The following is a 25,385-nucleotide window of genomic DNA, read 5'->3' as shown; positions in this document are numbered from 1 at the left end:
AAATGCTCCCAGAGAAAGAAACCCCACCGGGCGAACAGTCCGAAGTGGACCGGCTCCGCGCCGAGAACGCCCTGCTGCGCACCGAGAAGGATCTTCTGCTGAAGGCCGCGATCGGGTTCGCCACCGACGCGGGCGCCTTCCAGCGGCGGTCCCGTGAACCAGAGACCCGCTGACCGACGCGGGACTCATCGAAGGTCTGTGGGGGCCGGGTCCTTTCCGCGCCCGGCCCTCACAGACGTATCCACCGAAAGGCGATCACCACCATGTCCACCGTCTCGTCAGGCCCTTGGTTGACCAAGGAAGCGCACGCTCGGCTGGTGCGGGAGCTCGCGACGTTGCGGCGCCCCGGCACCGACGACCGGTACGGCGACGACGAAATCACGCACAACGCCCACCGGCAGGCACGGATCCGGCAGATCGAGGACATGCTGCGCGGCGCCGTCGTCGGGCAGGATCCACCCGATGACGGGATCGCCGAGCCCGGCATGGTGCTCACCGTCCGATATGACGACGGCGACACCGAGACCTTCCTGCTCGGCACCCGCGACGAGGCGGGACACGGCGCCCTGGAGGTCTACTCGCCCGATTCGCCGCTCGGCCGCGCGCTGCACGGCGCGAAACCGGGTGACCGGCGGGAATATCTCGTGCCGAGCGGCGGGTCGGTCCACGTCACGTTGCTGGACGCCAAGCCTTACGGGCGGCATCGGGAGACCGCTGACTGAGGCTGGAGCGCGCCGGCGCGAGATTCCGTAACCTGGGTCCTGACGACCGGCTTGGGGAGTGCGTATGGGGAAAGTCGCCCTCATCGGCGATGTCGGCGGGCATCCGGATCAGCTGCGCCGGGCCCTGGCCTGGCTCGGCGTGACCTCGGAACGACTCCCACCCGAGCTCACCGTGATCCAGGTCGGCGATCTCGTCGATCGCGGCCCCGACAGCGCGGGGGTGCTCGACATCGCGGGGAAACTGCTGGAGGACCGGCAATGGATTCAGCTCGCCGGGAACCACGAGACGCAGTACCTGCCGGGCGGAGAGATCTTCTGGCGCGAGCCGCTACCGGAAGGCGACGTCACCAGGTTGCGGGAGTGGTGGGCCGACGGCCGGTTGCGGGTGGCCGAGGCGGTACGGACCGCCGACGGCGAAGAACTTCTGGTCACGCACGCGGGTCTGACGCTCGCCTGCTGGCAGCGTCTGGGAGGACCGACGTCGGCGACGGAAACCGCGGCGATCCTCAATGAGCGCCCGGACTTGATCTGGGAAAGAGGCGAACACGGCCGCGACGAGGACGCAGGGCCCTTGTGGGCCGAATCGGGAGCGGCCTTGCACGAACCGTGGATGGGGTACTTCGGCGTCGTACCGTTCGGCCAGGTCCACGGGCACTCCACGGTCGTGCGGTTCGCCGAGCGGACCTGGCGATGCGCGGGCCGAATCCGGCACCATGCGACGGTCGACTGGCGGGCCCGCCACGTTCGCGTACGGATCGGAGGGCGGGTGTTCACCGGTATCGATCCGGGGCACGGCCGCACTGGTGCCGACGAGTGGCGACCGCTCATCCTCGACGACGCCCACGTCACGACACCGAGCCGACGCTAGATTGTCCTGTGTGGACCAAGACGAGTACCGCCGCCGACTTCGCCGCGTCCTCGACGCGCATTCCGACGACGTCGCCGCGCGGCTGAGGGTGATCGTCGGAGCGATCGGCGACAGCGTCGAGAGCGTGCGGATCGAGGTGTTCCCCGACCAGGACGGCGAGGGCACCTTCGATGTCTGGGCCCGGTTCGAGGGCCCGGACTCCTATGTCCTCAACAAACCGATCGACGAGCACCGCCACCTGTTCGGCGTCGTCCACCACGAGACAGGCTGGGAACCCGACGTACCGCCGCTCCCACGAGGCCTTTCGGCGGACCTCATCGTGGATACGGTCGTCGAGTGGCTCGACTCGGTCTGGGCCAGGACGTTCGACCCGCGGCCGTCGATTCCGGTGGAGGTCTCCTGCCCGGACGGTTACGGCTCGGCCGCCCAGATACCGCGGACATGCCCGATGTGACGACGCATCAGCGCCTCCGCACCGTCGGCGTCACGGGCCTCGACGAGGTCGACGAGTTCGGCATGTTCGCGTGCCGAGGCGACGAGCTGTCCGCGTTCGGCCAGGACCCTGAGGCCGTAGATCCGTGATCGGGCACGCAGCGACCGGACGATTTCGACGAGGTGTTCGTTGCCTGCCAGTCCCAGCAGCGCGAGATGGAACTCCATGTCGAATCTGACGTGCCCGATCAGGTCCTGCTCGACGGAAGCGCGCTCGATCCCGGCCGCGAGCTCGCGGAGTCGCTTCAGAGCGTCGGTGTCGGCGCCCGTCTCGGCGATGCGGCGCACGGTGGGCACCTCGATGAGGGCACGTAGCTCGGTGAAGTCGTCGAGTTCGTGTTCGGTTGGCTCGGTGACCCGGAAACCCTTGTTGCGCACGGTTTCCATGAGCCCTTCCTTGACGAGGTCGAGCATCGCCTCCCGCACCGGCGTCGCGGACACACCGAACTGTTCGGCCAGCGTGGGCGCCGAGTAGACGACACCGGGGCGCATCTCGCCGGAGATCACCGCACCGCGAAGGTTCTCGATGACCTCGTCGCGCAGGTTGCGACGACCACCGATCGACGACAGTCCTTCGACCGCACCCATCATCGACCCCTTCACCAGGCGTTGTCTCAGTACAATGTCACATGTTACGTTCGTTCACCATGACAGACGACGGGATCGAGGCGGTCGATTACCACTGCGGTGGCGAACCGTTCAGGATCGTCACGGCGACGGCCGGGCCGGCCGGAGCGACGGTCGCGGAAAAGCGCGTCGCGGCCGCCGTCGATCCCGAGGTCGACGGTTTGCGAAAGTTGCTCTGCTCCGAGCCTCGCGGGCACGCCGACATGTACGGCGGTTTCATCGTGGCGCCGGACGATCCGGGCGCCCATTTCGGCGTTCTCTTCTGGCACAAGGACGGCTTCTCCGCCGCGTGCGGCCACGGCACCATGTGCCTGGGCACCTGGGCAGTCCAGACCGGGCTGGTGCCCGCCGATCCCGGCGGAATCACCGACGTCGTGATCGACGTTCCGTCCGGACGGGTGGCCGCACGGGTCTCCACGGCCGAATCGAAGGTCACCGCGGTCGACTTCGTCAGCGTCGCCGGCTACCTGCTCCATGACGAGGTCGTCGTGGAAACCTCGCGAGGCGCCGCCTCTTGCACGGTCGCGTTCGGCGGCGCCATCTACGCCCACGTGACGGCGGCGACCTTCGGCCTCTCCGTCGACACGGCCTCGCTACCCGAATTGATCACGCTGGGGCGGGAGATCAAGAACGAGATCAACGCGACCGCGTACGCCGAGCACCCGCTCGATCCGCGTCTCAGCGGCGTCTACGGCGTGATCTTCTTCGACGAACTCGGCGACGAGGACGGAGACGTCCGCCAGCGCAATGTGACCGTCTTCGCCGACGGGCAGGTGGACAGGTCGCCCTGCGGTTCGGGGACCGCCTCCCGCGTCGCGGCTCTGCACTCGTCCGGACGGCTGGCGACGGAAGGCACCCTCGTCCACTCGTCGATCGTCGGTTCGACGTGGTCCGCCCGGATCGCGGACACGACCGTGGTCGCCGGCCGGAACGCGGTGCTGCCCATCGTGACCGGCCGCGCGTTCCGCACCGGTCACCACCGGTTCGTCGTGGACCCCGACGACGACCTGGTCCCGGGCTTCGTACTGCGCTGACAAGGAGGATTCGTGGACGTCGTGACCTTCGGCCCGGACGAGATCCGGTCCGCCGTGTCCATGCCCGCCGCGATCGACGCGGTCCGGGACGGGTTTCTCGCCCTGCACCGCGGAGAGTTCGAAATGCCGACGCGAACCGTGTTGCGCGACGGCGGATTCCTCGTGATGTCGGCGCACCACCGTCCGACCGCGTCGGCGATGATCAAGACCTTGAGCCTCGATTTCGACCGCGACCCGGCCATCGCCGGCACCGTCGTCTGGAGCGAACTCGGCCACAGCCGTCAGCTCGTCGCCGACGCCATCGAGGTGACCCGTATCCGCACCGGCGCCATCACCGGCGTCGCGACCGATCTGCTGGCCCCGCCGGAAGCGAAGACGTGCACCCTCATCGGCGCGGGCGGGCAGGCGGCCGACCAGATCCGCGCCGTGCACGCCGTCCGGCCGCTGACCGAGCTCAGGATCGTCAGCCGCGGACTCGAACGCGCCGAAGCGCTGGGCAAGGCACTCGGCGCGGAACTGGACATCAGCGCCGTCGTCCTCACCGATGCCGACGAGGCCGTTCGCGACGTGGACATCGTCTGCTGCGCGACGACGTCCACCGCACCCCTGTTCTCCCTCGAATCGCTGGCCGGACACGCCCACGTCAACGCCATCGGCGCGTACCGCCCCACCATGCGAGAACTGCCCGACGAACTGCTCGCCGACGCGACCGTCGTCATCGACGAACGAGACGCGATCCTCGAGGAGTCCGGGGAGATCATCCACGCTCTCGCGGCGGGGGCCATCACCGAGGACGACCTCATCGAACTGGGTACCGCGCTGACCGACGGCGTCGTGAAGCCGGGAGGCCGCACGGTCTTCAAGTCCGTCGGGGTGGCCATGCAGGACTGGGCGATCGCGCGTCTTCTCGCTGCCAGGCAGGCAAGTCAGAGGATCCCGCTGACGTAGCGCATGTCCCCCATCCGCATGCCGTCGTCCGTCAACGCGGGCAGACCGTTGACGGCGAACAGTTCCCGGATGGTGATTCCGGTCAGGGTCCAGCCGCGATCGGCCAGGTACGGACCGGCCTCGTTGCGCTCGCCGAAGTAACGCAGCCTCGCCATGTCGGTGTCGACGCTCTGCTCGCGCCAGCGTTCGGACATGCGGTTCAGGCGTTCCTTCGTCTCGTCTTCCTCGCCCGGCCGGGGGTTCGGCCTGCTTTCGGTGGCCACGCGGCTTCCCGGTGCGCTGAGCTCGGTGATGCGGTCCAGCAGGTCGTCCTGCGCCTCGGGTGGCAGGTAGCCGAGAAGACCTTCGGCACTCCACGCCGTCGGCTGAGCAGGATCGAAACCGACGGCGCCCAAGGCACCGGGCCAGTCGGCGCGGAGGTCGGCCGCGACCGCCCTCCGGTCGGCGGTGGGCTCCGCGCCCAGTTCGGCCAGCGTGCGTGTCTTGAACTCGATGACCTGCGGCTGGTCGAGTTCGTACACCACGGTCCCGGCAGGCCAGGGCAACCGGTACGCCCGGGAATCCAGCCCCGAAGCCAGGATCACGACCTGCGCGATCCCGGCTTCGGTGGCGTCGAGGAAGAACTCGTCGTAGAACTTGGTGCGAACTTTGGCGACGTCGATCCACACCTGCTCGACGAGTTCGCCGGGGGCGGTTTCCCCCGACGCGAGCCGGGTGAGGGAGTCGACGCCCACCGCCCGGACGAGGGGTTCGGCGAACGGGTCGTCGATGAGCGAACGATCCGCGCGCGTGGCCATCGCCCGCGCCGTCGCGGCCATGGTCGCGGTCGTGCCGACGCTGGAAGCCAGATCCCAGCTGTCTCCGTCGTGCCTGGTGGACATGATCCTCCCCGTGGACTTTCCCGGATTATCGTTTCCGGTCAGCGTCCTTCGGCGAACGGGGTCAGCTTCTTCCAGAATCCGCAATGATGCTGACGCGGGATGTCGGTCGTGAGCCTGCTGTCCCCCGCGGCGTTGAGCGACATGACGACGGGATTCTCAGCGGTGTAGCGATCCCAACGCGGAGTGCCGTCCACGGTCGGATCACCGGTGCGGGCGAACCCGGTCCACTGCGCGACGAGCTGGTCGGACAGGACCTGCTGATTCGGCGCGAGTTCGACACCGTCCGGGAACAGCAGGAGCCATTCGGCGATGTGGTAGGCGCCGTTCGGTTTGGTGGGATCGAGGAAGAACTGGGGCGGGACGTCCGTATCGTCCATCTGGTAGGCGAAGACCGGGAGGTGTTCGGCCAGCCGTTCGTTGTTGATCATCGAAGGGCAGACCGAGTTGGAGTCGGCCACGATCGTCCGGAAGGCGAGGAACGGCGCGGGCGCAGGGAACCGGGTCAGCGGATAGAGGCGTTGGACCGCGGCGGCGTGCTTGCCGTACTGCTGGCGCACCAGTTTCTCGTAGTCGGCCGGAGTCGAGGCGGACGGCAACTGGGTCTCGTCGCGAGCGACGCCGTGCATCAGCGCGACGTCGTTGACGCGCCCGGTGGCGAAGGCCTCCCCTGGCGACATCGGCAACGTCTTCCCGTCCACGATCGGCGCGACCGTCCCGTTGTCGGGGTTCCTCCCGTGATCCGCCTGCTTGAGCAACACCGCGGCAGGCGTCTTACGCAGGCAGGCGGCTGCTTCGGCGACGTCGCCGCAACCGACGGCCGCGGCGAACCGTGCCCCTGTGCGCTGAGCCTGCGCTTCGGTGGGCAGCTTCGCTTTGCAGTCCTGCGCCTGCCACACGGTGTCGACGCCGAGCAGCGAGTTGTACTCGCCGCTTTCGCTGATACCGCGCTGGAACAACCCCGCCGAGGCGGGCGAAATCGTGTGGGCGCAGACGCTCGACCCGCCGGCGGAAGCACCGTAGATCGTCACGTTGCGGGGGTCGCCGCCAAACCGCGAGATGTTGCGCTGCACCCAGCGCAACGCGGCCTGCTGATCCTGCAGTCCGTAGTTCCCGGCCTGCGCCCCGAACGCCTCGTGGGCTAGGAAACCGAAGATCCCCAGCCGATAGTTGACCTCCACGCTGATGACGTTCCCCGCGGTCACCAGGCGGCTCGCGTCCTGCGGTTTCCACAGCAGGAACCCGCCTCCATGGAGCTGCACCATCACCGCGAGCGGACCGGGGCCGCGCTTGGCGGGCACCCGGACCGTCAGGTTGAGGCAGTCCTCGTCGTCCGAGCCCGGCCCCGCGCCTGCCGGTTGCGCGCATTGGTTTCCCTCGGTGGTCGCGACGAACGGCTCGGTCCACGGGGTGGGCCGCCGCGGCGGCTTCCACCGCAGTTCGCCGGTCGGCGGTGCGGCGTAACGGATCCCTTGCCACGACGTGACCGCGGCGCCGGCGACACCGCACACCGGGCCGTCATCGGTCGTCACCGTGGTACCCGGCGAACAGGCCGGTGTGGGTTGCTTCGCTTCGCGCAGATCACCGGCCATGGACGCCGAGCCTGCCAACGGCGTCATCAGCACGACGGCCGCCACGACGGCGGCCACCTTTCTGTCGAGTCTCATCCGTCCTCCTTCACTCCCGCCCGGCACGAGGGGACGAACGAGAGATTCGCGATTCAACGAGTGGACATCCACAGACCGAACGAAACGGCCTACCGGCGCGGGCCCGACGGCGACAGTGCCCGTGTCCCGATCTTTCCAGTCTGGCCACGCCCAATCCCGGCGCAACCACCGTTCGGTCGCGCCGGAATTGTCAAATCGAGGGAGGACATGGTCTTTCGCGGGGTTGGTCTCTCCACTTCGGACGGACAGGCCGCGAAACTCAGTGGTCCTGGCGGCCTTCACGTTCGCGGAGGACACGGGCTTCCCGGCGGCGCAGGTCGGCCCGTTCCGACCAGCGGTCGATCAGGTCGTAACCCGCGATGCAGAGGCCGAGCAGGCCGAGGATGCCGACGATCACCGCGGCGGGGATCAGGTCCAGCTTCGAGCACAGCACCGCCGCCGCCATCAGAACGGCACCGATGCCGAGATTCCACTTGCCGAAGCCGCTCATGCTCGTTCCTGATTCCGTAGAGAAGACGCGATCAGGGAGACATGATGCCGCACGGCGGACGCGAGCGTGGAGATTCGGGACGTGACGTGTCCCGAATCTCCACACCCTTCTAGGACTCGTCGAGGAGATCTTCGATCACGATGGGGATGTGCCGCACCCGGATGCCGGTGGCGTTGTGGACGGCGTTCGCGACCGCCGCCGCCATCCCGACGGTGCCGATCTCGCCGAGACCCTTCGCGCCGACCGAGTTGTGCAACGTGTCCGGGTACTCGACGAAGTGGACGTCGACCTCGGGGATGTCCGCGTTCACCGGGATCAGGTAGCTCGCGAAATCCCCGTTGGCCAAGCGCCCGTTCTCCTCGATCTCCAGCCCCTCGTGCAGAGCGGCCGAGACACCCCAGATCATGCCGCCCATGATCTGGCTTCGCGCCGCCTTCGGGTTGATGATCCGGCCGGCGTCGAACACCCCGAGCATGCGCGACACCCGGATCTCGCGTGTCCACTTGTGCACGCGGACTTCGCAGAACTGTGCGCCGAACGAGCTGAACGAATGCTTCGTCAGCTCCTCGCCGGGCGCCGAAGAACCGGTCACGGACAGCGCCGGCCGGTCCAGAGCGCGCAACAGCTCGCCGAAGGTCATCATCCGCTCGCCGGCCTGCACGCGACCGTCCGCGTAGGCGACCTCCATGCCTTCGAACGGCGCACCCGGGGCCGACGCCAGCGCCAGCAGCTCGTCGATCGCCTTGGCGGCGGCGATCATGATGGCCGTCCCGGCGCTCGCGGTCGCCGTCGAACCGCCGGACATACCTCCGGACGGCAGGCGCGAGTCACCGAGCCGCGCCTTGACCCGATCCGGCGAGATGTCGAGCGACTCCCCGCCGACCAGGGAGAGCACGGTCAGCAGGCCCGTGCCCGGGTCGGCCCCGCTGGTCGCGACGGCGGCCGTGTCGTCGGACAGCAGGGTGATCTCGACCGTGGCCGGGAATCGCAGCGCGGGGAACATGGCGGTGGCCGTGCCCATGCCCACGAGCCAGTCGCCGTCGGTCCGCCCTTCGGGTGAGCGGTCGGCCCAGCCGAACCGCTCCGCGCCGACCCGGAAGCATTCGTCGAGATGCTTGCTCGACCACTGCAGGTCCTTGCCGGGCGGAGCGTTCGAGTTGTTCCGCTGCCGCAGCTCGATCGGGTCCATGCGCAGCGCGACCGCGAGTTCGTCGATCGCGCTTTCCAGCGCGAAAGACCCGGGCGCTTCTCCCGGTGCCCGCATGAAGGTGGTCGGCGGGATGTTGAGCGGCACCATCTTCTGGCTGATGGACAGGTTGCGGGTGGCGTACCACTCGCGCGAGGTGCCGTGCGAGGTCGGCTCGACGAACGACCGGTCCATGGGCGTGCTGCACCACGAGTCGTGCTGGAGCGCGTTGAGCGCGCCGTCGTGTTCCGCGCCGAGGGCGATCTTCTGCACCGTCGCGGCCCGGCCCGCGGTCGCGGTGAAGACCTGTTCCCGGCTGAGCACGGCCTTCACCGGCCTGCCCAGCGCCCTCGCCGCGGCCGCGGCCAGGAACGCCGGGGTGGACGTGTGTCCCTTCCCGCCGAACGCACCGCCCACGAACGGGTTCACCGCGTGCACCTCGGTCGGCTCCACGCCGAGCGCCATCGCCAGTTCCGCCGCCTGCAGATCGGAGGCCTGGTTGCCGCTGTGGATCGTGAGTCCGTCGGGCCCCCAGACCGCGACCGCCGAATGCGGTTCCATCGCGGCATGGTTCTGCGTCGCGGTGGTGTACGTGGCCTCGACGACCACCGGACTCTCCGCGAGCGCGTCTTCGATCGACTCGACCCCCTCGGCGAGGATCGCGAGGGACGACGGACCGCCCCTCCCGTCAGGCGCGTCCTCGGCCGAAGCGAGGCCGTCCTGCAGCGAAGTCAGGGCGGGCCGGGTCTGATAGAAGACCTCGACCAGCATCGCCGCGTCGCGCGCCTGCTCGTACGTCTCGGCGACCACGAAGGCGATCGGCTGGCCGTAGTAAGTGACTTCCTTGTCCTGCAAAGGAACCCAGGTCTCACCCATGACCGGCGTCGCGGGCGTGTGCAACTGCAGCGTGTCGAACGGCGTATACACCCCGACCACACCCGGAGCTTCCTTCGCCGCCGTGACGTCCATCAGGTCGATCTCACCGTGGGCGACGGTGCTCAGTACGACGTAGCCGTGGACCAGCCCGGGAAAAGTGAAGTCCGCCCCGTATTCGGCTCGGCCGGTGACCTTCAGTGGCCCGTCCACCCTGCTGGTCATGAGTGGTTCCCTTCGGTCAGCTCGAGCAGCGCGCGGACGATGGTCCGCCGCAGCAACGACGGCTTGAACGCGTTCGCGGACAGCGGGCGCGCGCCCTCGGCGGCGAGCGACGCCGCCTCTTCGAAAGCGGTGACGGTCGCGGGCGCACCCCGCAGGGCCTCCTCGACGGCCGGCAGCCGCCACGGCACGGTCGCCACACCGCCCGCCGCGACCCGGGCATCGACGATGCGCGAGTCCTCGACCCGCAGCGCGACCGCCGCGGAACACAGCGCGAACTCGTAGGACTGCCTGTCACGCACCTTGACGTACGTGGAGTTCGACGCCCAGTCCAGCCGAGGGACCACCACCTCGGCGATCAGCTCGCCGGGCCGCAGATCGGTCTCGACCTCGGGGGTCTCACCGGGCTGCCGGTAGAACGAGGCCAGGTCGACGGTGCGGGTCCCGCTCTCGCTGACCAGCCGGAGCCGCGCGTCGAGGGCGACCAGTGCGACGGCGACGTCGCTGGCGTGGGTCGCCACGCACGCATCGCTCGTGCCCAGCACGGCGTGCATCCGGTTGGCGCCCTCGATCGCCGGGCAGCCGCTGCCCGGCACCCGCCGGTTGCACGGCATGGCGACGTCACGGAAGTACGAGCAGCGCGTGCGCTGCATGAGGTTTCCGCCGATGCTGGCCATGTTCCGGATCTGCTGGGACGCGCTGAGCAGCAGCGCCCGGGAGATCACCGGGTACACCCCGGCGTGTCCGGCGATGTCGCCCATCCGCTCCAGCGCGCCGAAGCGCAGCCCGTCGGTGGTGTCGATGCCGCGCAGCGGGACCGCGTTGATGTCCAGGACCTGTCGTGGTGTCAGGACGTTCAGCTTCATCAGGTCGACGAGGGTGGTGCCGCCCGCGAGGAAGGTGCCGGGCGAAGCGACCGCGTCTTCGACGGTCTCGGGTGCGAGAAGCTCAAAGGGACGCATCGGCCCTCCTCGCCTGCTCGACCGCCGCGATGATGTTCGGGTACGCCGCGCACCGGCAGAGATTGCCGGACATGAACTCGCGGACGTCCTCGACGTCCTGTTCGACGGCGGCGACCGCCGACATGATCTGCCCGGACGTGCAGAATCCGCACTGCAGGGCGTCCTGGTCCACGAACGCCTGCTGGACCGGATGCAGAACGTCCTCAGTGGACAGTGCTTCGACCGTGGTCACCGGCTGTTTCACGGTGGCGGCCAAGGTGAGACAGGACAGCACCGGCCGTCCGCCGACGTGCACCGTGCAGGCGCCGCACTGCCCCCTGTCGCAGCCCTTCTTCGGACCCGTGACGGCGAGCCGCTCTCGCAGCGTGTCCAGCAGGGTCACCCCGGGATCGACACTCAGGTGTTCCGTCCTGCCATTGACTTCGAGTGAGATGTCCACTGAAACTCTTTCCGCAGATCGTCCTGGCCGCGGCCGGGACGGCGTAGGTTGAGGTGGTGGGAGTCCGTTCGTGAATCGAAACGGATATTCATCCGCTTCGATTCAAGTTAGCGGATCGCGATCCACCCGGCAAGGTCGGTGTCCACTCCTGGAGTCGCTCCAGGTTTCCCGGTTCCCTCGGCTACATTCACGGAGAACGGGATCGGTGGACAGGAGGGCAGATGACGACGGGTTCGGTCAATCCCCGGCGTGCGGACACCCGGCGCAACCACGAGCGCATCCTCGCCACCGCCGCGAAGTCGCTCGCCTGCTCCGGTGAAGTGTCGTTCAACGCCATCGCGAAGCAGGCCGAGGTCGGCGTCGGTACGGTGTACCGGCACTTCCCCACCCCGGAAGCCCTCATTCTGGCGGTGTACCGGCGCGAGGTGCGCCAGCTGGTCGAGATCGTGCCCAGCCTGCTCGAGAAGTACCCGCCGGAACAGGCTTTCCGAGTCTGGACGACCGATCACCTGGCGCACTACATGATGACCAAACGCGGCCTGGCCGACGCCTTGCGCGCCGCGGGAGCCTCACGCGGAGAGCTGCCGGCGGGCGCCTATCAGGACATGGTCCGGGCTGTCTCGACCTTGCTGCAGGCCAATGTCGAGGCGGGCACCGTCCGCGCGGATCTGAAGCCCGAGACCATCCTGCGCGGCCTCGGCGGGCTGCTCTACCTCGATCCGAAGGGCGAATGGCGAGGCGACGTCGCGAGCCTCCTCGACCTGCTCTGGCGCGGGATGGGCACCGGCCGAGCCTGACCATCCACAGTGGACGCCATATTCGGAATCGATGCCAGGAACTTATTGAGCGGTAAGGCAAAGGCGTCGTGGTCGCTCACCCGCGCCGACCACGTCGCCGCCGGCGCCCGTGTCGCGAAAGCCACTTTCGCGACGTCTGATGTCCCGAAAGTGGCTTTCGCGACACGTTCGACAGGCGGAAGAGCGCGGTGACCCCTACGCCACGTTTGCCTTACCCATCAATAAGCGGCAGCGCCTATCGAGTCCGTGAAGGCCTCCTTCCCCACCTTGAGAGTAGGGAAGGAGGCCTTCACGGACCCATCAACCGTCGTCGGCGAACTATCAGTGACGAACGGGCATATCTGCTGGAGCTGGGCTTCACACGCAAAGTCGGCGCAGCGGTCTCACGGCCGCGGGATGTTGCGGAGGTTGGCCCGGGCGAGATCGATCATCCGGCCGACCCCGCCTTCGAGCACGACCTTGCTCGCGGCCAAGGCGAATCCACCGAGCTGACCGGCGGTGATGTGCGGCGGGACGGACAGCGCGTTCGCGTCCGTCACGACATCCACCAGCGCGGGTCCGTCGTGACTCAAGGCTTCCTTGAGCGCCGCGCGCAGGCGGGTCGGATCGGTCACCCGCTCGGCACGCAGTCCGGCGCCGCTGGCGATCGCGGCGAAGTCCACCGGGCGGTGATCGGTCTGATAGTCGGGAAGGCCGTCCACCAGCATCTCCAGCTTCACCATGCCGAGCGAGGAGTTGTTGAACGTCACGATCTTGACCGGAAGGTCGTGCAGGGCCACGGTGAGCAGTTCGCCGAGCAGCATGCCCAGTCCCCCGTCGCCGGACATCGACACGACCTGGCGCCCCGGGTAGGCGAACTGCGCGCCGATGGCGTGCGGCAGGGCGTTGGCCATGGTGCCGTGCAGGAACGACCCGATGACCCGGCGGCGCCCGTTGGGCGTGAGATACCGGGCCGCCCACACGTTGCACATGCCGGTGTCGACGGTGAAGATCGCGTCGTCGGCGGCGAGTTCGTCGAGGAGGTCCGCGGCGAACTCCGGATGGATGGGTACGTGCCGTTCGACGTTGCGGGTGTAGGCGTCGACGACCTGCTCCAGCGTCTTGCAGTGATCACGCAGCATCCGGTCCAGGAACGTGCGGTCGGACTTGCGGCGCAGGAGCGGCAGCACGGCCCGCAGGGTCTCCCGCACGTCGCCGTGCACCGCCAGTTCCAGCGGTGTGCGACGGCCCAGCCGGGTCGCGTCGTGGTCGACCTGCACCGTCCGCGCCTGGGGAAGGAAGGAGTTATAGGGAAAATCGGTGCCGAGCAGGACCAGCAGATCCGCGTCGTTCATGGCCCGGTAGCAGGCGCCGTAGCCGAGCAGACCGCTCATCCCGACGTCGAACGGGTTGTCGTACTGGATCCACTCCTTGCCGCGCAGGCTGTGGCCGACCGGCGCCTGCACGGTCCCGGCCAGCTCCATCACCTCCGCGTGCGCGCCGCGCACTCCGGCACCGGCGAACAAGGTGACGGTCTCGGCGTCGTTGATCAGCTCGGCGAGCCGGGCCACCTGCGGCTCGGGCGGCACGACCGTCCCGTGCTCGGTGACCGGCACTCCGTTCCCGGTGGGTGCGACGGCGTCGAGATGCGCGACGTCCCCAGGCAACACCAGCACCGACACCTCGCCGCGGGACAACGCGTGCTGCATGGCGATCCGCAGCACCCTCGGCATCTGGGCCGGCCTGCTGATCTGCTCGCAATAACCGCTGCAGTCCACGAACAGCCGTTCGGGATGGGTCTCCTGGAAGAACCCGGTCCCGATCTGACCGGACGGGATATGCGAAGCGAGCGCGAGAACCGGGGCTCCCGTGCGGTGCGCGTCGTAAAGTCCCTGCACCAGATGGGTGTTGCCGGGACCGCAGCTGCCGGCGCACACCGCGAGCCGTCCGGTCAGCTGGGCCTCGGCCGCCGCCGCGAACGCGCCCGCCTCCTCGTTGCGCACGTGCACCCATTCGATACCCGGTGTCCGGCGGATGGCATCGACGATGGGGTTGAGGCTGTCTCCGACCACGCCGTAGATCCGCTCCACCCCGGCCTGGACCAGGACTTGGACGAACTGCTCGGCGACGTTGGGCTTGGCCATCAGGACCCCTTCGATGCTTCGGCGGCGGGAATACCCTCATGATCCACGCGCGGGCGCGGCCTCGCAGGGCCTAGCCGAGCTCGGCCGCCGTGCCGACCACCACCGCGTAGAGATCACCGATCGTGGCGAGCGCCGCGCGGTGCTGTTCGGCGGCGGTCACCGGTCCGGCGACGGATGGGAGCGGGCGCGTGGCACAGGCGGCGGCCACCACGGTCGGGCTGTTCCCACGCAGGAACGCGCCTTCCGCGGTGAACGTGACGCACATATGCGTCATGAACCCGGCCACGACGACGTCCTGGTGCCCGGCGGCGTCGACCAGTTCCCCCAGCCGGGTTCCGACGAACGAGTTCGGCGCGGTCTTCACCACGACCTCCTCGCCCGGGGCGGGGGCGACCCGCTCGTGGATCCGGCCGATGTCCTGCTGGAGGTCGTACGGGCTGCCCTCGCCGCCGTCGTGCATGACGTGAATGACCGTCGCGCCCTCGGATCGGGCGCGCGCCAGCAACGTGGCCGCCTCGTCGAGCGCCGCTTCCCAGCCGTCGAGCTCCATCACGCCGCGCGTGTAGGTGTTCTGGTAGTCGACGAGGATCACCGTCGCGTCCGAGAGTGCGGCGGGGGTCGTCGGCAGGGTGCTGATTTCGCGGAGAGTGGTGCTGGTCATCGTGTTTCCTTCGCTTTCCGTCGGTACGGCTACCATCTTGGCTGACCCGATTCGATATCGAGATACGGAATCGGGTCAGGCAGGGTCGAGATCGGCCGACATCCGCGGAAAGAGGGATCGATGAGTGCTCCGAGGGTGGCCGTCCTGGCGTTCGAGGGGATCAGCCCGTTCCACCTCGCCGTCCCGTCGCTGGTGTGGGGTCCGGAAACCCCGGCGGGCGACATGGAGCCGTGGCCGCTCACGGTCGTCGCCACCGAACCGGGCAGGCTCACCACGAGCGCCGGATACACGATCGACGTCTCCGCGGGGCTCGATGCCCTCGCGGACGCCGACATCGTCGTCGTGCCCTGGTGGTCCGCTCCGGAAACCGCGACGCCCGCGCCCGTGTCCGCCGCGCTGCGGGCCGCGCACGAACGCGGTGCCCTCGTCGTCGGGCTCTGCCTGGGGGTATTCGCCCTCGCGGACGCCGGCATCCTGGACGGCCGCGCCGCGACGACCCACTGGAAATGGATCGAGACGTTCCAGCGGCGCTTCCCGTCGGTCGAGCTGCGCCCCGAGGAGCTGTACGTCGACGAGGGCGACGTCGTGACCGGCGCCGGTGCGACCGCCGGGATCGACACCTGTCTTCACCTGCTCGCCCGCACGGAAGGCCAGGTCGTCGCCAACCGCGTCGCCCGCCGGATCGTCGCGGCGCCGCACCGTCCCGGCGGCCAGGCCCAGTTCATCGAACTTCCCGTACCCGCCGCGGACGAGGATCCGCTCGCCGAGGTGATGGGCTGGGCGCGAGCCCACCTGGGCACGCAACACAGCATCGACGGCCTCGCCGCCCGGGCGCATATGAGCCGCAGTACGTTCACCCGCTCGTTCCGCGCCCGCACCGGGACCACCGTCCACAACTGGCTTGTCGCGCAACGTCTCGCGCGGGCGCGGCACCTGCTCGAGACGACCTCGCTCGGCGTCGACGCCGTGGCCGCACAGTCCGGCTTCGGCACGCCCGCCCGGCTTCGCGAGCACTTCGCCACCGCGCTGGGCACGACGCCGACCCGCTACCGGGTCGAGTTCTCCGCCCCGCGCTGACCAGCCGCGAGACGAGTGAGCAATCCTTTTCTCATACACGGCGGGAAAGTGGAATCATCATTTCCGCAAAACCCGGCGAAGCCGCCGAAAGGGCCATGTCCTACACTTCGCTTTTCACATCGATGAATAACTCACCCCCGAGGGTGAGCTCAATCGAGTGCATTGCCCGGCGGAACTGGATCGAAGAAGCCGTTCCGGGGCAAGATGATCGGGCACGAGGACCGGCGCGACGGAGGACCATGTGGAGCTGTGCGGAACCCCCATCTTCGACTCTTTGGTCGAGGAGACACGGCGGACCCGGGACGGCGAGGACCATTCCGAATCGAATGGGAAGCACGCCGATTCCGACAACGAAAACAAATGACGGTCGCAGCGAGGCCGTGAATATCCGAAATTGCTTTTCATCCTGATTCGGGCGAATCCGCACCGGTGGAACTCTGTAGATCGTCGAGCAGTCCCAGCTGGCCGGTTATGACCCCGGTCAGAATCCCGCGCGCGACGGCGAGCAGTTCGGCGACCGACGGACTGGTCAGGGAGTAGGAGACGGTCGTGCCGTCCTTGTGCGGCACCACCAGGTTGGCCCGGCGCAGGACGGCGAGCTGCTGGGACAGGTTGGCGGGCTCGATACCGAGGTCGGCCAGCAGCTCGGAGACGTGATGGTCCCGCTCGCTGAGCAGTTCGAGCACGCGGATCCGGACGGGATGCCCCAGCGTTTTGAAGAACTCCGCCGTCGCCTGATACAGGGGGCTGTTCATCGGCATCCCTTCCCCGCAGAGCCGTCCGCACCTCCCTGATCGTGCCCGACATCAAGGGCGGCCGAACGTCACCTCACACGGAACGGGCACGACCACACCCGATCAGGGCACAAACTCGCGGTTCTTGAGCAGCACCGCACATCCATTAATTGCATATTTATGCAAGTCTGCATATCAGAGAAGGTGAGAACACCTGTGAGTCACGGCATGCGGGATTCCGCGAGCCTCTTGTCGAGCCTCCGGCCTGCCCCGAGGAGCGGACGGTGACCACACGCCACACCATCCCCGCCGCGGCCACCCGGGCCCATCTGGTCCTCGCCGCGCACGCGGCGGAACTGGCCGATCTCGCGGCGAACGCCGCCAGGGTGGACGCTTCCACCCCGCCGGACCACTCCGGCCTGATCGGGATGGCGCAGCAGATCGTCGAGGCGGCGGTGGTCGCCGCGCGACTCGACGGAAAGACCTGGCAGGAGATCGCGGGCGGTCTCGACGGGGAGACACCGAAGTCGGCTCGAACCCGGTATTGGCCCTCGGTCGCACGGTTCCGGGCGGACCCCTTCCCCGCGCAGGGCTCCCGTCGCGAGGGTGTGCCGGGAAACACCGAGCAGACGACCCTCCGGCTTCGACGCTTGCCCACTGTGGAACAGCGATCCGACACGCCCGCCGAGCCCACGACTCGCGCGTCTGCCGGACACTTGGCCCTGGTCACGATCCCGGCCGAGCCGAGCGACCCCGAACCGCCTGCCGTGGAAGCCCGCCTGAAGATCGCGGAACGGCTCGTCGCCGCCTACGAGCGGATCGCGACCAACGACCGGCAGCCCCCGCAATGGATACTCGACGGCCTGGCCCATGCCCGTCGCACGGCCGCGGAACTGCGCGGCCACGCCGGGACACCGGCTGAATGACCTGCCGCGGCAGGAAGCTACACCGACGTCGCGAGACCGGCTTCGCGGTCCAACTCGCGCTCGTCCTCGGTCTGCGTCCGCGACACCATCTTCGCGACCAGATCGAAGATCGGCGTAGCTTCCTGCGGGAAGGTCACGCTCTGCTGGTTCGCGCTCTCGGCGATCATGAACTGCTACTCCTCAAGGGTGACGACTACAGCGACTGTTCACTCTAACGGCCGGGTATCGATCACGGGCCGTATCCGGAGTTTTGGTCGCTTCCCCTGAGGCGATCGTCACCAGATGCGCACCTCGTACACCCGGACGGTCCCGGCGAAACCGACCCCCTGCCAGTACCCGAGGGTCGACGATTCGTACCGGCCGTTGCGCTCGTAGTTGACCGTCACCTTGTTGTTGCCCGAGGTGACGTTGTAGACCCCGCCGATGTCCGTGCCGGTGACGCCGCCGTTCGCGAAGCACCGGTTGGTGCCCATCCCGTTGCCGAACGAGATGTCCAGCTTCACGAAGTCGTCCCTGTTGCCGCAGGCGACCTGGTCGATGGCGAAGGCCGGGCTCGCCGGAACCGCGACGAGCAGGCCGAGCGCGGCCGCACCGACGACCGAAAGCCTCTTGGCACTCTTCCGCATGGGGCTGGATTCCTTTCCTCGCAACGGATAGCTGCCCGATGGGGCGTGAGCGAGCCTATCCACGCAAGAGCGGCGAAGAACGAAAAGCCTGCGATGCTGCCTGTTGCGCACACCGACGCTGTCCGAAGAGGCAACGGCCTCGTGAGTGGTGAGGACGGTTCTAACCGTCCCCACCACTCACGAGGCGGGACCTGCGGATTCCCTACTGCGGCGGGCCACAGCGCACGATCGCGTCCAGCAGGATCGCGCAGGCGAGGTCGATCTCCTCGGCGGCCACGGTCAGCGGTGGCATCAGCCGGATCACGCTGTCGTCGCGGCCGCCGAGTTCGACGATCAGCCCGCGCTGCAACGCGTACGCCTGCACGGCGCGGGCGTATCCGCCGGCCGGGCGGCCGTCGCGCGGATCGGCCAGCTCGATCCCCCACATCAGGCCGAGGCCGCGCACTTCGCGGACCCAGACGTCGCCGTGCAGGGCGCCGAGCCGTTGCGCGAGTTGTCGCCCGCGCTGCCGGACATTGCCGAGCACGTCGTCCCGCCGGATGATGCGGACCGCCGTCGCGCCGGCGGCGAACGCGGCCTGGTTGCCGCGGAACGTCCCGGTGTGCGCGCCGGGCGCCCAGCCGTCCAACCGCCGGTCGTAGAAGATCACCGCCACCGGGAGTCCCATCCCGCTCAAGGCCTTCGAGGCGATGATCACGTCGGGCTCGATGTCGTAGTGCTCGAACGCGAACCAGGTCCCGGTGCGGCCGCAACCGGTCTGCACCTCGTCGACGACGAGCGGGATGTCCAGTTCCGCGGTCAGCGCACGGACCCGGCGCACGAAGTCGCGGTCCGCCGGGATGATCCCGCCTTCGCCCTGCACCAATTCCAGGATCACCGCGGCGGGAAGGGGGATGCCGCCGTTGGGATCTCGCAGCGACCGTTCCAGCAGGCCGACGCAGTTGGTCGCGCAGGTGTCCGGCGAAAGCCCCACCGGGCACCGGGCGCAATAGGAGTACGGGAAGAAATGCACGCCGGGCACGCCGTTGGCGATCGGCCGTTTCTGGGCGACGAGCCCGGTCAACGCCATCGCGGCGTGACTCGAGCCGTGGAACCCGCCCTGGAAGGACACCAGGTCACCGCGTCCGGTCGCGGTCTTGCACAGTTTGATCGCGGCGTCCACGGCGTTGGCGCCACCGGGACCGCAGAAATGCATTCGCATCCGTGAGCTCAGGCCCGGCGGCAGCATGGACAGCTGGGCGTCGACGAACTCGCGTTTCGCCGCCGTCGGGAAGTCCAGGCCGTGGGTGAGTACGTGCATCTGTTCGGTGGCCGCGTGCACCAGTTCGGGATGGTTGTGGCCGAGGGAGAGCACGCCCGCGCCCGCCAGGAAGTCGACGAAGACGTTCCCGTCCATGTCCCACAGGTAGCTGCCCTCCGCGCCCGCGATGGCGATCGGCAGATGGCGTGGATACGCCCGCGCACTGGATTCCCACTGTCGCTGGTGTTCGAGGAACTCGGCCGAACGCGGCCCGGGCAGGGCACCTTCGACGCGAGGGGCGAGTGCCGGTCTCGCCGTGGGAGTCCGGGTCATGGCAGCCTCCTTGCCGCGGTGATCTCTTCCGCCGTGTCGAGTTCGACCGCCGGATTGGCGTACCAGCGGGTCCGGGCCGGTGCCGTGGTGCCCTTCATCAGGAACGCGTCCGCTTCGGCGATCGCCCCGTCCGCCATCGTCACTCCATAGTGGACGAAGGAGCCGGTGCTGAGGGTGCACCCCGCGCCGATGTCGATGTAGTCGGATTTGAACGTGCCGTCCTCGAGCGAATGTCCTTGCACGACGGTGTGCAGGTTGAGCACGCAGTCGTCGCCGATGCTCACCAGCGACCGTTCCGGGATCGCGCAGCCGTCGTCGAAGACCCGACGACCGATTCGGACGCCGAGGCGACGCAGCAGGAACGGTTTGAACGCCGTCCCGTTGAACAGCGCGAGATAGCGGGCCGGGCTGAGCTTCCAGAACCGCTCGTGCCGCCAGAAGACCGGATCGTAGATCGAGCAGAACCTCGGCCGCAGCGCCCGGAAGCCCTGCACGGCGAGTTCCGCCACCATGAGGAACGCGACCGAGAACACGAGTGTCGCCACGATGCCGCCGCCGACCGCGAGTGGACCGATCCGCTCGTGCAGGGCACCTGCCGCCGTGCTGATCAACAGGATTCCGAGCAGGTGCAGCCAATGCACGAGCAGGTAGACGCCGATGGTGACGGTGTTGTGGCGGTTCTTCGCCCGCAGGCCCCGGCGCAGCGCGTCCCCGCTGCCGAGATGCTCGAATCCGGTGTCGCGGCGGACGGTCCGGGGAATCTCGAAGGCGGGCGACCCCAGCAGGCCGACGTTCTCCCGGACCGGCCCGTCCAGCGGAACGAGGACCTTGGTGGCCAGCAGGCAGTTCCGGCCGATCCGCGCGTCCGGCGGGAAGGCGATCTCGTTGCCCAGGAACGCCTCCGGCGCGACGGACGTCCTGCGCAGCCGGAACGACGAGGACGAGAAGTCGGCGTTGAGCAGCGAAAGACCGTCCGAGACCATCGTCCCGGTGCCGACCGTGCTGAGGAACGGCGTCTCGTGTTTGACCTCGACCCCGAAGTTGGATCCGGTCTGCTGGATCTTCGACAGGTCGTATCCCAGCGCGCGCAGGTAGTACACGATGTAGCTGCTGTCGCCGAACAGGTACGTGTACGCACGCATGTTGGTCAGCCGCGCGATCAACCGCTGGATGGCGAAATGCCTGCCGTAGAGCGGATAGACGTGGTCCGGCCGGAGGAAGAGGCCGAGCAGGCGCGGGATCACGAGGACGACCGCGAGTCCGGCGAGCAACGCCCCGAAGTACAGCAGAGCGGAGTCGAGGATCCGGCCGCGGTAGAAGGCCCAGCTCGTGAAGTCCGTCGTCGTGGTGAGCCAGCGGTCGACGAACACATCGGCCCCGCCCAGGGTCACGGGAAGCGTCACCGAGAGCAGGAGCAGCAGGCTGGACGCGCAGAAGACGATCGGCCTGAGCCTGCCGCGCGGGACCGTTCCCAGTGCCCGGTAGTCCACTGTGGAGAGGCGGGCGGGCGACCCGTGCCAGCTTTCGCCGTCGGGGACCGATTGCCCGGAGTTCAACGACGACGAGTGGCCGAGCTGCGAGTCGTGGCCGAGCGCCGTGCCGATGTCGAGCACGGTCATCTCACCGACGAAGGCGTTGTCGCCGAGGGTGACCCGCCCGGTCTGGATCCGCCCCGCCCTGGCGCGGTAGCAGGAGAAGTACGCGTCCTTCCGGATGACCGCCCCGGCGCCGACGCTGAACAGATCGGTGCACACCGGCGGGTTCCGCGACAGGATCACGGCGCCTTTGCCGATGTCCGCGCCGAGCGCCCGCAGGTACCACGAGTACAGCGGCGTACCGATGAACAGCATCAGCGGGCTGAACCTGACCAACGTCCTGACCGTCCAGAAGCGCAGGTAGCCGACGCTCCACAACGGGATCTCCCCCGGCTTCCACCGGCCGACGATCGCCCACTTCGCCACGATCGGCACCACGGACAGGATGACGAAGACGACGAGCCCGAGTCCGGCGGCGCGTGCGTAGCTCTCGACGAAACCCGTCGCGGCGGAGATCCAGGCGAATCCCGTGTCCAGGATCCAGCCCGAACCGGCGGCATACGCCAGAAACGCCAAGAGTTGGAACACTCCACAAAGGACATACGACATGGTCGACGCGCGGCGTGGCTCCTCGGCGCGAGCGACCGTCACGGGGGCCGTGGCGGCGGTCGACTCGGCGAGACCACGAACGGTGGAGTTGAGGTACACGTCCCTGGCCGACAACGGCGCGAGATCACCGCGTTCCCGGATCACCGCGCAGAACTTGGCCAGCAGCAGGGAGTCGGCTCCGTAGTCGTCGAAGAAGTGCCCCGTCGCCGAGATCCGCTCGATCCCGAGGACACCGCCCAACGCCTCCGCCAAGCGGAGTTCGGTTTCGGTGGCCGGTGCCACGTAGCCGACGTCGTTTCCCGCTCTTCGCGGACCGCTGGGCGCCGGGAGATGCTTGCGGTCGGCCTTGCCCGCCGGGGTCAGCGGGATGTGATCGAGCCTTTCGAGATAGGCGGGCACCATGTAGCCCGGCAGCAGTTCCGCCAGGCGACCACGGAGTTCACCGGGATCGACATCCGCCTGGTCGCGGCGCAGGCTGTAGTAGGCGACCAGTTCGACGGTGCCGGGTTCCGCATGGTGGGTTTCGACCACCGCCTGGGCGATTCCGGGGATCTGCAGGAGGACCGACTCGATCTCGGTGAGCTCGACCCGGTAGCCACGGATCTTCACCTGGGTGTCGGCGCGGCCGTGGTACTCGATCTCGCCGTCCGGGGTGATCCGGCCCAGATCACCGGTGCGGTAGATGCGCTGGGACGGATTGTGCCCGATGCCGAGGAAGTCCGGGATGAACGCGCGCTCAGTCAGGTCGGCCCGGTTGAGATAGCCGCCGGCGAGCCCGATCCCGGCGATGCCGATCTCGCCGAGCTCACCCGCGGCCAGCGCCCTCGGCTCGTCCGGGTCGAGGATGACCACGGAATACGTCGGCAGGGGCACGCCGATGGTCACCGGCCGATCGGGCCGCAGCACCGACCACGTCGCGGTGACAGTGGCCTCTGTCGGGCCGTAGACGTTGAGGAACCGTCTGTCCGGGCGATACCAGCGGCGCACGAGGTCTTCGGGGCACGCTTCACCGGACACCAGGAGGAATCTCAGCAGAGGCAGGTCCTCGTCGAGGCTGGCCAGCAGGGTCGGGACGCAGCACAGCGCGGTGACCTTGTTCTCCCGCAGGAATTCGAGGAGGTCGTGACCGACGAGCGCGGCACCGCCGGGTTTCGGCACGAGCGTCGCGCCGCTCAGCAACGGCACCCAGATCTCCTCGACCGAGAAGTCGAATGCGATCGTCATGCCCTGGTAGACCCGGTCGGTGTCCTGGATGCCGTAAACCTCGGCGGCGACCTGGACGAAATTGCAGATCGAGGCATGGTCGATCGTCACGCCCTTCGGCCGCCCGGTCGAGCCGGACGTGTAGACGACGTAACAGAGTTCGTCGGCCGGTGCACCCTTTTCGACTGCGGTGAGCCGCTCGCCCGAAAACCCGGCGATGCGATCCGAGTCCTCGTCGACACAGAGCACCTCGACACTGCCCGGCTCGAACCGGTTACGCAGGTCGGCGGTCGACACCACGAGCCGGACGCCGGCGTCCTTGACGATGTAGGCCAGGCGGTCGTCCGGAAACCCCGCGTCCAGCGGCACATACGCCGCGTTGACCTTGAGCACGGCGAGCATCGCGACGTAGGGGTGAACCGGCTCGCCGAACAACAACCCGATCCGGTCACCGGGGCGCACCCCGTGGGCTCGCAGATGCCGGGCGAGCCGGTTCGCCCGCTCGTCCAAGCCGTCGAACGTGAGCTTCTCGCCCTCGGCGTCGACCGCGAGACGGTCGCCGAGGCCTTCGGCTCGCAGCCGGTCGCAGAGCCGCTCGTACAACTCTTCCAGCCGATCGCCGACCCGCCAGCGAATCCGCTGATCGTGGCCGTCGCAGGTCAGGACCAGGCCATCGGTGGTGAACTGGCCCGACGGCAGTCCGTAGGGGCTCATGTCCTGTCCGCCGACAAGCCGAACGAGTCGTGCAGGGCGCGGACGGTCGTGTCCACGGCGTCGGCGGGGATCACGGCGGTGAGGCGCGACTGCGAGGTCGTCATCGCGGGCACCGTGACCCGGTGGTCGGCGAGGACCCGCAGCAACTCGGGGAGGAACCCGGGCGGATCGAGCAGCGCGGTGCCGACCACGGAAACCGAGCCGAGTTCCTCGAAGACCGTGGAGCGGGCGTCCAGTTCCATCGCGAGCCGGGTGATCGGCAGGCCGAGCGGCTCGGTCCCCCGGACGGTGAACCGCAGTTCGCCGGGATCGGGCCAGCTCAGATTGTCCGGCCGCACCCCGCAGCCCGCCAGCGTCGCGAGAACGCGCGCGTAGTGGTCCGGGCCGGAGGCCGAAACCTCGACGCGGACGAGCCGCACGTCGCGCTCGTGGGCGATGCCGATGACGCGGGGCGTGCCTTCCAGCGACGGTTCTTCCGCCGTCACGACGGTCGACGGGCCAGGATCCGACGCGTGCGTCACCCGCACCGCCACTCCGTGACGGCGCGCGAGCTCGACGGATCTGGGATGCAGCACCCGCGCGCCGAGCCCAGCGAGCTCCACCATGGCGTCGTACGAGATCGTCCGGACAGGCCGGGTGTCTTGCACGATCCGAGGATCGGCCGTGCGAACGCCGTGCACATCGGTCCGGATCTCGCATTCGGAACCGCCGAGCGCGGCCGCGAGCGCCACCGCGGTGGTGTCGGAACCGCCTCGGCCCAAGGTCAGCAGTTCGCCGTCGGCGTCGCGCCCCTGAAACCCGGCGACCACGACGACCCGCGCGTCACGCAGCCGCGCGACGATCTTGCCCGGATCGACCCGCACGATGGTCCCCGCGCCCGGTTCGCCCGCGACCTCGATCCCCGCCTGGTCACCGGACAACGAGACGGCCTCGATCCCGCGCTCGGCCAACGCCATCGCGAGCACCGACGCGGACACCTGTTCACCCGTCGCCATCAACTGGTCGAGTTCCCGGGGCGCGGGTGGTTCGGCGAACTCGCCCGCCAGCGCGATCAACCGGTCGGTACTGTCCCCCATCGCCGACACGACCAGGACGACCCGATCTCCCGCTTCGGCGAGCGCGGCCACTTCGGCGGCCACGTCGTTCACCATTTCCGGCGTGGCCAGCGACGAGCCTCCGTATTTTCGTATGACCAGTCCTTCGTTTCGCGTCTTCGACAGGGGCGGGTTCGGGCTGACATCGAGTTTCGGGGAAGAATTCACCATTTTCCTTAATAGGTAGCCACAGTGGCCGCATTCGCGGTGGGGTATAAGGCGGAGTTCGGAAGTACCTGCCGGACAAGATGCCCTGGCGGAGGTGACAGGTTTGGAAAGTAGTGCGGGACACTTTCCACGGGTAC

Annotated in this window: 24 protein-coding genes; 9 read left to right on the top strand and 15 right to left on the bottom strand. The window is 68.5% G+C overall.

Features of this window, described 5'->3' with window-relative positions; genetic code table 11:
- The first annotated feature begins 2 nt into the window (after positions 1-2).
- The 4 genes from AJAP_RS44380 (at position 3) to AJAP_RS18605 (ending at position 2,044) form a co-directional block, all read left to right on the top strand.
- Positions 3-173 carry a hypothetical protein gene (locus tag AJAP_RS44380; protein ID WP_038513393.1) on the top strand — a complete coding sequence of 57 codons (171 nt, stop codon included), beginning with the start codon at positions 3-5 and terminating at the stop codon, positions 171-173.
- Between the two features lie 90 nt (positions 174-263).
- Positions 264-722: a GreA/GreB family elongation factor gene (locus AJAP_RS18615; RefSeq protein ID WP_038513391.1), complete on the top strand. Its 459-nt coding sequence runs from the start codon at positions 264-266 to the stop codon at positions 720-722.
- Positions 723-786: 64 nt separating this feature from the next.
- The gene (locus AJAP_RS18610; RefSeq protein WP_038513389.1) at positions 787-1,590 is read left to right on the top strand and encodes a metallophosphoesterase; all 804 of its coding nucleotides are present in this window, start codon (positions 787-789) and stop codon (positions 1,588-1,590) included.
- A 10-nt stretch (positions 1,591-1,600) separates the two neighbouring features.
- Positions 1,601-2,044, top strand: a complete 444-nt coding sequence (locus tag AJAP_RS18605) for a DUF6389 family protein (RefSeq protein ID WP_038513386.1) — start codon at positions 1,601-1,603, stop codon at positions 2,042-2,044.
- Here AJAP_RS18605 and AJAP_RS18600 read toward each other — a convergent pair.
- The gene (locus AJAP_RS18600; protein ID WP_038523370.1) at positions 2,002-2,670 is read right to left on the bottom strand and encodes a GntR family transcriptional regulator; all 669 of its coding nucleotides are present in this window, start codon (positions 2,668-2,670) and stop codon (positions 2,002-2,004) included. The two genes, AJAP_RS18605 and AJAP_RS18600, sit on opposite strands and share 43 nt — an antisense overlap.
- Before the next feature lie 59 nt (positions 2,671-2,729).
- Here AJAP_RS18600 and AJAP_RS18595 point away from each other — a divergent pair, with 59 nt between their 5' ends.
- Together AJAP_RS18595 and AJAP_RS18590 are read left to right on the top strand one after the other, a co-directional pair.
- Positions 2,730-3,743 carry a proline racemase family protein gene (locus tag AJAP_RS18595; protein ID WP_038523368.1) on the top strand — a complete coding sequence of 338 codons (1,014 nt, stop codon included), beginning with the start codon at positions 2,730-2,732 and terminating at the stop codon, positions 3,741-3,743.
- Between the two features lie 12 nt (positions 3,744-3,755).
- A complete protein-coding gene (locus tag AJAP_RS18590; protein WP_038513384.1) occupies positions 3,756-4,691 on the top strand; it encodes an ornithine cyclodeaminase family protein in 936 nt (311 codons plus the stop codon).
- On the opposite strand, the gene AJAP_RS18585 is transcribed toward AJAP_RS18590, so the two are convergent.
- The 6 genes from AJAP_RS18585 to AJAP_RS18560 all read right to left on the bottom strand — a co-directional run bounded on the left by AJAP_RS18585 (position 4,670) and on the right by AJAP_RS18560 (position 11,408).
- On the bottom strand, positions 4,670-5,572 hold the full coding sequence (locus AJAP_RS18585) for an SAM-dependent methyltransferase (protein ID WP_228694977.1): 903 nt from the start codon (positions 5,570-5,572) through the stop codon (positions 4,670-4,672). The two genes, AJAP_RS18590 and AJAP_RS18585, sit on opposite strands and share 22 nt — an antisense overlap.
- A gap of 38 nt (positions 5,573-5,610) precedes the next feature.
- Complete coding sequence (locus AJAP_RS18580) at positions 5,611-7,236, bottom strand: carboxylesterase/lipase family protein (RefSeq protein WP_038513381.1); 1,626 nt, start codon at positions 7,234-7,236, stop codon at positions 5,611-5,613.
- A 259-nt stretch (positions 7,237-7,495) separates the two neighbouring features.
- Positions 7,496-7,726 (bottom strand): hypothetical protein, encoded by a 231-nt coding sequence (locus AJAP_RS18575; RefSeq protein ID WP_038513380.1) that lies wholly within the window; start codon positions 7,724-7,726, stop codon positions 7,496-7,498.
- Between the two features lie 109 nt (positions 7,727-7,835).
- Positions 7,836-10,010 carry a xanthine dehydrogenase family protein molybdopterin-binding subunit gene (locus tag AJAP_RS18570; RefSeq protein WP_038513377.1) on the bottom strand — a complete coding sequence of 725 codons (2,175 nt, stop codon included), beginning with the start codon at positions 10,008-10,010 and terminating at the stop codon, positions 7,836-7,838.
- Entirely contained in the window at positions 10,007-10,969 is a 963-nt protein-coding gene (locus AJAP_RS18565; protein WP_038513374.1) for an FAD binding domain-containing protein, read from the bottom strand. Before AJAP_RS18565 ends, AJAP_RS18570 begins: the two co-directional genes overlap by 4 nt.
- On the bottom strand, positions 10,956-11,408 hold the full coding sequence (locus tag AJAP_RS18560) for a (2Fe-2S)-binding protein (RefSeq protein WP_038513372.1): 453 nt from the start codon (positions 11,406-11,408) through the stop codon (positions 10,956-10,958). The genes AJAP_RS18565 and AJAP_RS18560 overlap by 14 nt, the downstream gene beginning before the upstream one ends.
- Positions 11,409-11,629: 221 nt before the next feature.
- Between AJAP_RS18560 and AJAP_RS18555 the strand changes: the two genes are divergently transcribed.
- Complete coding sequence (locus AJAP_RS18555) at positions 11,630-12,205, top strand: TetR/AcrR family transcriptional regulator (RefSeq protein ID WP_038513371.1); 576 nt, start codon at positions 11,630-11,632, stop codon at positions 12,203-12,205.
- A gap of 383 nt (positions 12,206-12,588) precedes the next feature.
- Here the strand turns inward: AJAP_RS18555 and AJAP_RS18550 are convergent, their stop codons facing one another.
- Both AJAP_RS18550 and AJAP_RS18545 read right to left on the bottom strand, forming a co-directional pair.
- Positions 12,589-14,328 carry a pyruvate dehydrogenase gene (locus AJAP_RS18550; RefSeq protein ID WP_038513369.1) on the bottom strand — a complete coding sequence of 580 codons (1,740 nt, stop codon included), beginning with the start codon at positions 14,326-14,328 and terminating at the stop codon, positions 12,589-12,591.
- Positions 14,329-14,398: 70 nt separating this feature from the next.
- Positions 14,399-14,989, bottom strand: coding sequence for a cysteine hydrolase family protein (locus AJAP_RS18545; RefSeq protein WP_038513367.1), 591 nt, complete (start codon positions 14,987-14,989; stop codon positions 14,399-14,401).
- Positions 14,990-15,109: 120 nt separating this feature from the next.
- On the opposite strand from AJAP_RS18545, the gene AJAP_RS18540 reads away from it, so the two are divergent.
- On the top strand, positions 15,110-16,066 hold the full coding sequence (locus AJAP_RS18540) for a helix-turn-helix domain-containing protein (RefSeq protein ID WP_038513365.1): 957 nt from the start codon (positions 15,110-15,112) through the stop codon (positions 16,064-16,066).
- 401 nt (positions 16,067-16,467) lie between these two features.
- On the opposite strand, the gene AJAP_RS18535 is transcribed toward AJAP_RS18540, so the two are convergent.
- The gene (locus tag AJAP_RS18535; protein ID WP_038523362.1) at positions 16,468-16,821 is read right to left on the bottom strand and encodes an ArsR/SmtB family transcription factor; all 354 of its coding nucleotides are present in this window, start codon (positions 16,819-16,821) and stop codon (positions 16,468-16,470) included.
- A 263-nt stretch (positions 16,822-17,084) separates the two neighbouring features.
- Between AJAP_RS18535 and AJAP_RS18530 the strand changes: the two genes are divergently transcribed.
- Positions 17,085-17,726: a hypothetical protein gene (locus tag AJAP_RS18530; RefSeq protein ID WP_038513363.1), complete on the top strand. Its 642-nt coding sequence runs from the start codon at positions 17,085-17,087 to the stop codon at positions 17,724-17,726.
- Between the two features lie 17 nt (positions 17,727-17,743).
- Here AJAP_RS18530 and AJAP_RS44375 read toward each other — a convergent pair whose 3' ends face one another.
- The 5 genes from AJAP_RS44375 to AJAP_RS18510 all read right to left on the bottom strand — a co-directional run bounded on the left by AJAP_RS44375 (position 17,744) and on the right by AJAP_RS18510 (position 25,251).
- Complete coding sequence (locus AJAP_RS44375) at positions 17,744-17,893, bottom strand: hypothetical protein (protein ID WP_167551713.1); 150 nt, start codon at positions 17,891-17,893, stop codon at positions 17,744-17,746.
- Positions 17,894-18,001: 108 nt separating this feature from the next.
- Positions 18,002-18,352 (bottom strand): beta/gamma crystallin domain-containing protein, encoded by a 351-nt coding sequence (locus AJAP_RS18525; protein ID WP_038513360.1) that lies wholly within the window; start codon positions 18,350-18,352, stop codon positions 18,002-18,004.
- A gap of 202 nt (positions 18,353-18,554) precedes the next feature.
- Positions 18,555-19,925: an aspartate aminotransferase family protein gene (locus AJAP_RS18520; protein ID WP_038513358.1), complete on the bottom strand. Its 1,371-nt coding sequence runs from the start codon at positions 19,923-19,925 to the stop codon at positions 18,555-18,557.
- Positions 19,922-23,986 (bottom strand): Pls/PosA family non-ribosomal peptide synthetase, encoded by a 4,065-nt coding sequence (locus AJAP_RS18515; RefSeq protein WP_038513356.1) that lies wholly within the window; start codon positions 23,984-23,986, stop codon positions 19,922-19,924. The genes AJAP_RS18520 and AJAP_RS18515 overlap by 4 nt, the downstream gene beginning before the upstream one ends.
- Complete coding sequence (locus AJAP_RS18510; protein ID WP_084098231.1) at positions 23,983-25,251, bottom strand: aspartate kinase; 1,269 nt, start codon at positions 25,249-25,251, stop codon at positions 23,983-23,985. The genes AJAP_RS18515 and AJAP_RS18510 overlap by 4 nt, the downstream gene beginning before the upstream one ends.
- Positions 25,252-25,385 lie beyond the last annotated feature (134 nt).

It is taken from the genome of Amycolatopsis japonica (assembly GCF_000732925.1).
Taxonomy (GTDB): domain Bacteria; phylum Actinomycetota; class Actinomycetes; order Mycobacteriales; family Pseudonocardiaceae; genus Amycolatopsis; species Amycolatopsis japonica.
This window is presented reverse-complemented; position numbering and strand designations above follow the sequence as displayed.

Coding starts and splice junctions, on each gene's coding strand:
- AJAP_RS44380 (WP_038513393.1), top strand. CDS start 3: ATGCTCCCAGAGAAAGAAACCCCACCGGGCGAACAGTCCGAAGTGGAC.
- AJAP_RS18615 (WP_038513391.1), top strand. CDS start 264: ATGTCCACCGTCTCGTCAGGCCCTTGGTTGACCAAGGAAGCGCACGCT.
- AJAP_RS18610 (WP_038513389.1), top strand. CDS start 787: ATGGGGAAAGTCGCCCTCATCGGCGATGTCGGCGGGCATCCGGATCAG.
- AJAP_RS18600 (WP_038523370.1), bottom strand. CDS start 2,670: ATGGGTGCGGTCGAAGGACTGTCGTCGATCGGTGGTCGTCGCAACCTG.
- AJAP_RS18595 (WP_038523368.1), top strand. CDS start 2,730: ATGACAGACGACGGGATCGAGGCGGTCGATTACCACTGCGGTGGCGAA.
- AJAP_RS18585 (WP_228694977.1), bottom strand. CDS start 5,572: ATGTCCACCAGGCACGACGGAGACAGCTGGGATCTGGCTTCCAGCGTC.
- AJAP_RS18580 (WP_038513381.1), bottom strand. CDS start 7,236: ATGAGACTCGACAGAAAGGTGGCCGCCGTCGTGGCGGCCGTCGTGCTG.
- AJAP_RS18575 (WP_038513380.1), bottom strand. CDS start 7,726: ATGAGCGGCTTCGGCAAGTGGAATCTCGGCATCGGTGCCGTTCTGATG.
- AJAP_RS18570 (WP_038513377.1), bottom strand. CDS start 10,010: ATGACCAGCAGGGTGGACGGGCCACTGAAGGTCACCGGCCGAGCCGAA.
- AJAP_RS18565 (WP_038513374.1), bottom strand. CDS start 10,969: ATGCGTCCCTTTGAGCTTCTCGCACCCGAGACCGTCGAAGACGCGGTC.
- AJAP_RS18555 (WP_038513371.1), top strand. CDS start 11,630: ATGACGACGGGTTCGGTCAATCCCCGGCGTGCGGACACCCGGCGCAAC.
- AJAP_RS18550 (WP_038513369.1), bottom strand. CDS start 14,328: ATGGCCAAGCCCAACGTCGCCGAGCAGTTCGTCCAAGTCCTGGTCCAG.
- AJAP_RS18545 (WP_038513367.1), bottom strand. CDS start 14,989: ATGACCAGCACCACTCTCCGCGAAATCAGCACCCTGCCGACGACCCCC.
- AJAP_RS18540 (WP_038513365.1), top strand. CDS start 15,110: ATGAGTGCTCCGAGGGTGGCCGTCCTGGCGTTCGAGGGGATCAGCCCG.
- AJAP_RS18535 (WP_038523362.1), bottom strand. CDS start 16,821: ATGAACAGCCCCCTGTATCAGGCGACGGCGGAGTTCTTCAAAACGCTG.
- AJAP_RS44375 (WP_167551713.1), bottom strand. CDS start 17,893: ATGATCGCCGAGAGCGCGAACCAGCAGAGCGTGACCTTCCCGCAGGAA.
- AJAP_RS18525 (WP_038513360.1), bottom strand. CDS start 18,352: ATGCGGAAGAGTGCCAAGAGGCTTTCGGTCGTCGGTGCGGCCGCGCTC.
- AJAP_RS18520 (WP_038513358.1), bottom strand. CDS start 19,925: ATGACCCGGACTCCCACGGCGAGACCGGCACTCGCCCCTCGCGTCGAA.
- AJAP_RS18515 (WP_038513356.1), bottom strand. CDS start 23,986: ATGAGCCCCTACGGACTGCCGTCGGGCCAGTTCACCACCGATGGCCTG.
- AJAP_RS18510 (WP_084098231.1), bottom strand. CDS start 25,251: ATGGTGAATTCTTCCCCGAAACTCGATGTCAGCCCGAACCCGCCCCTG.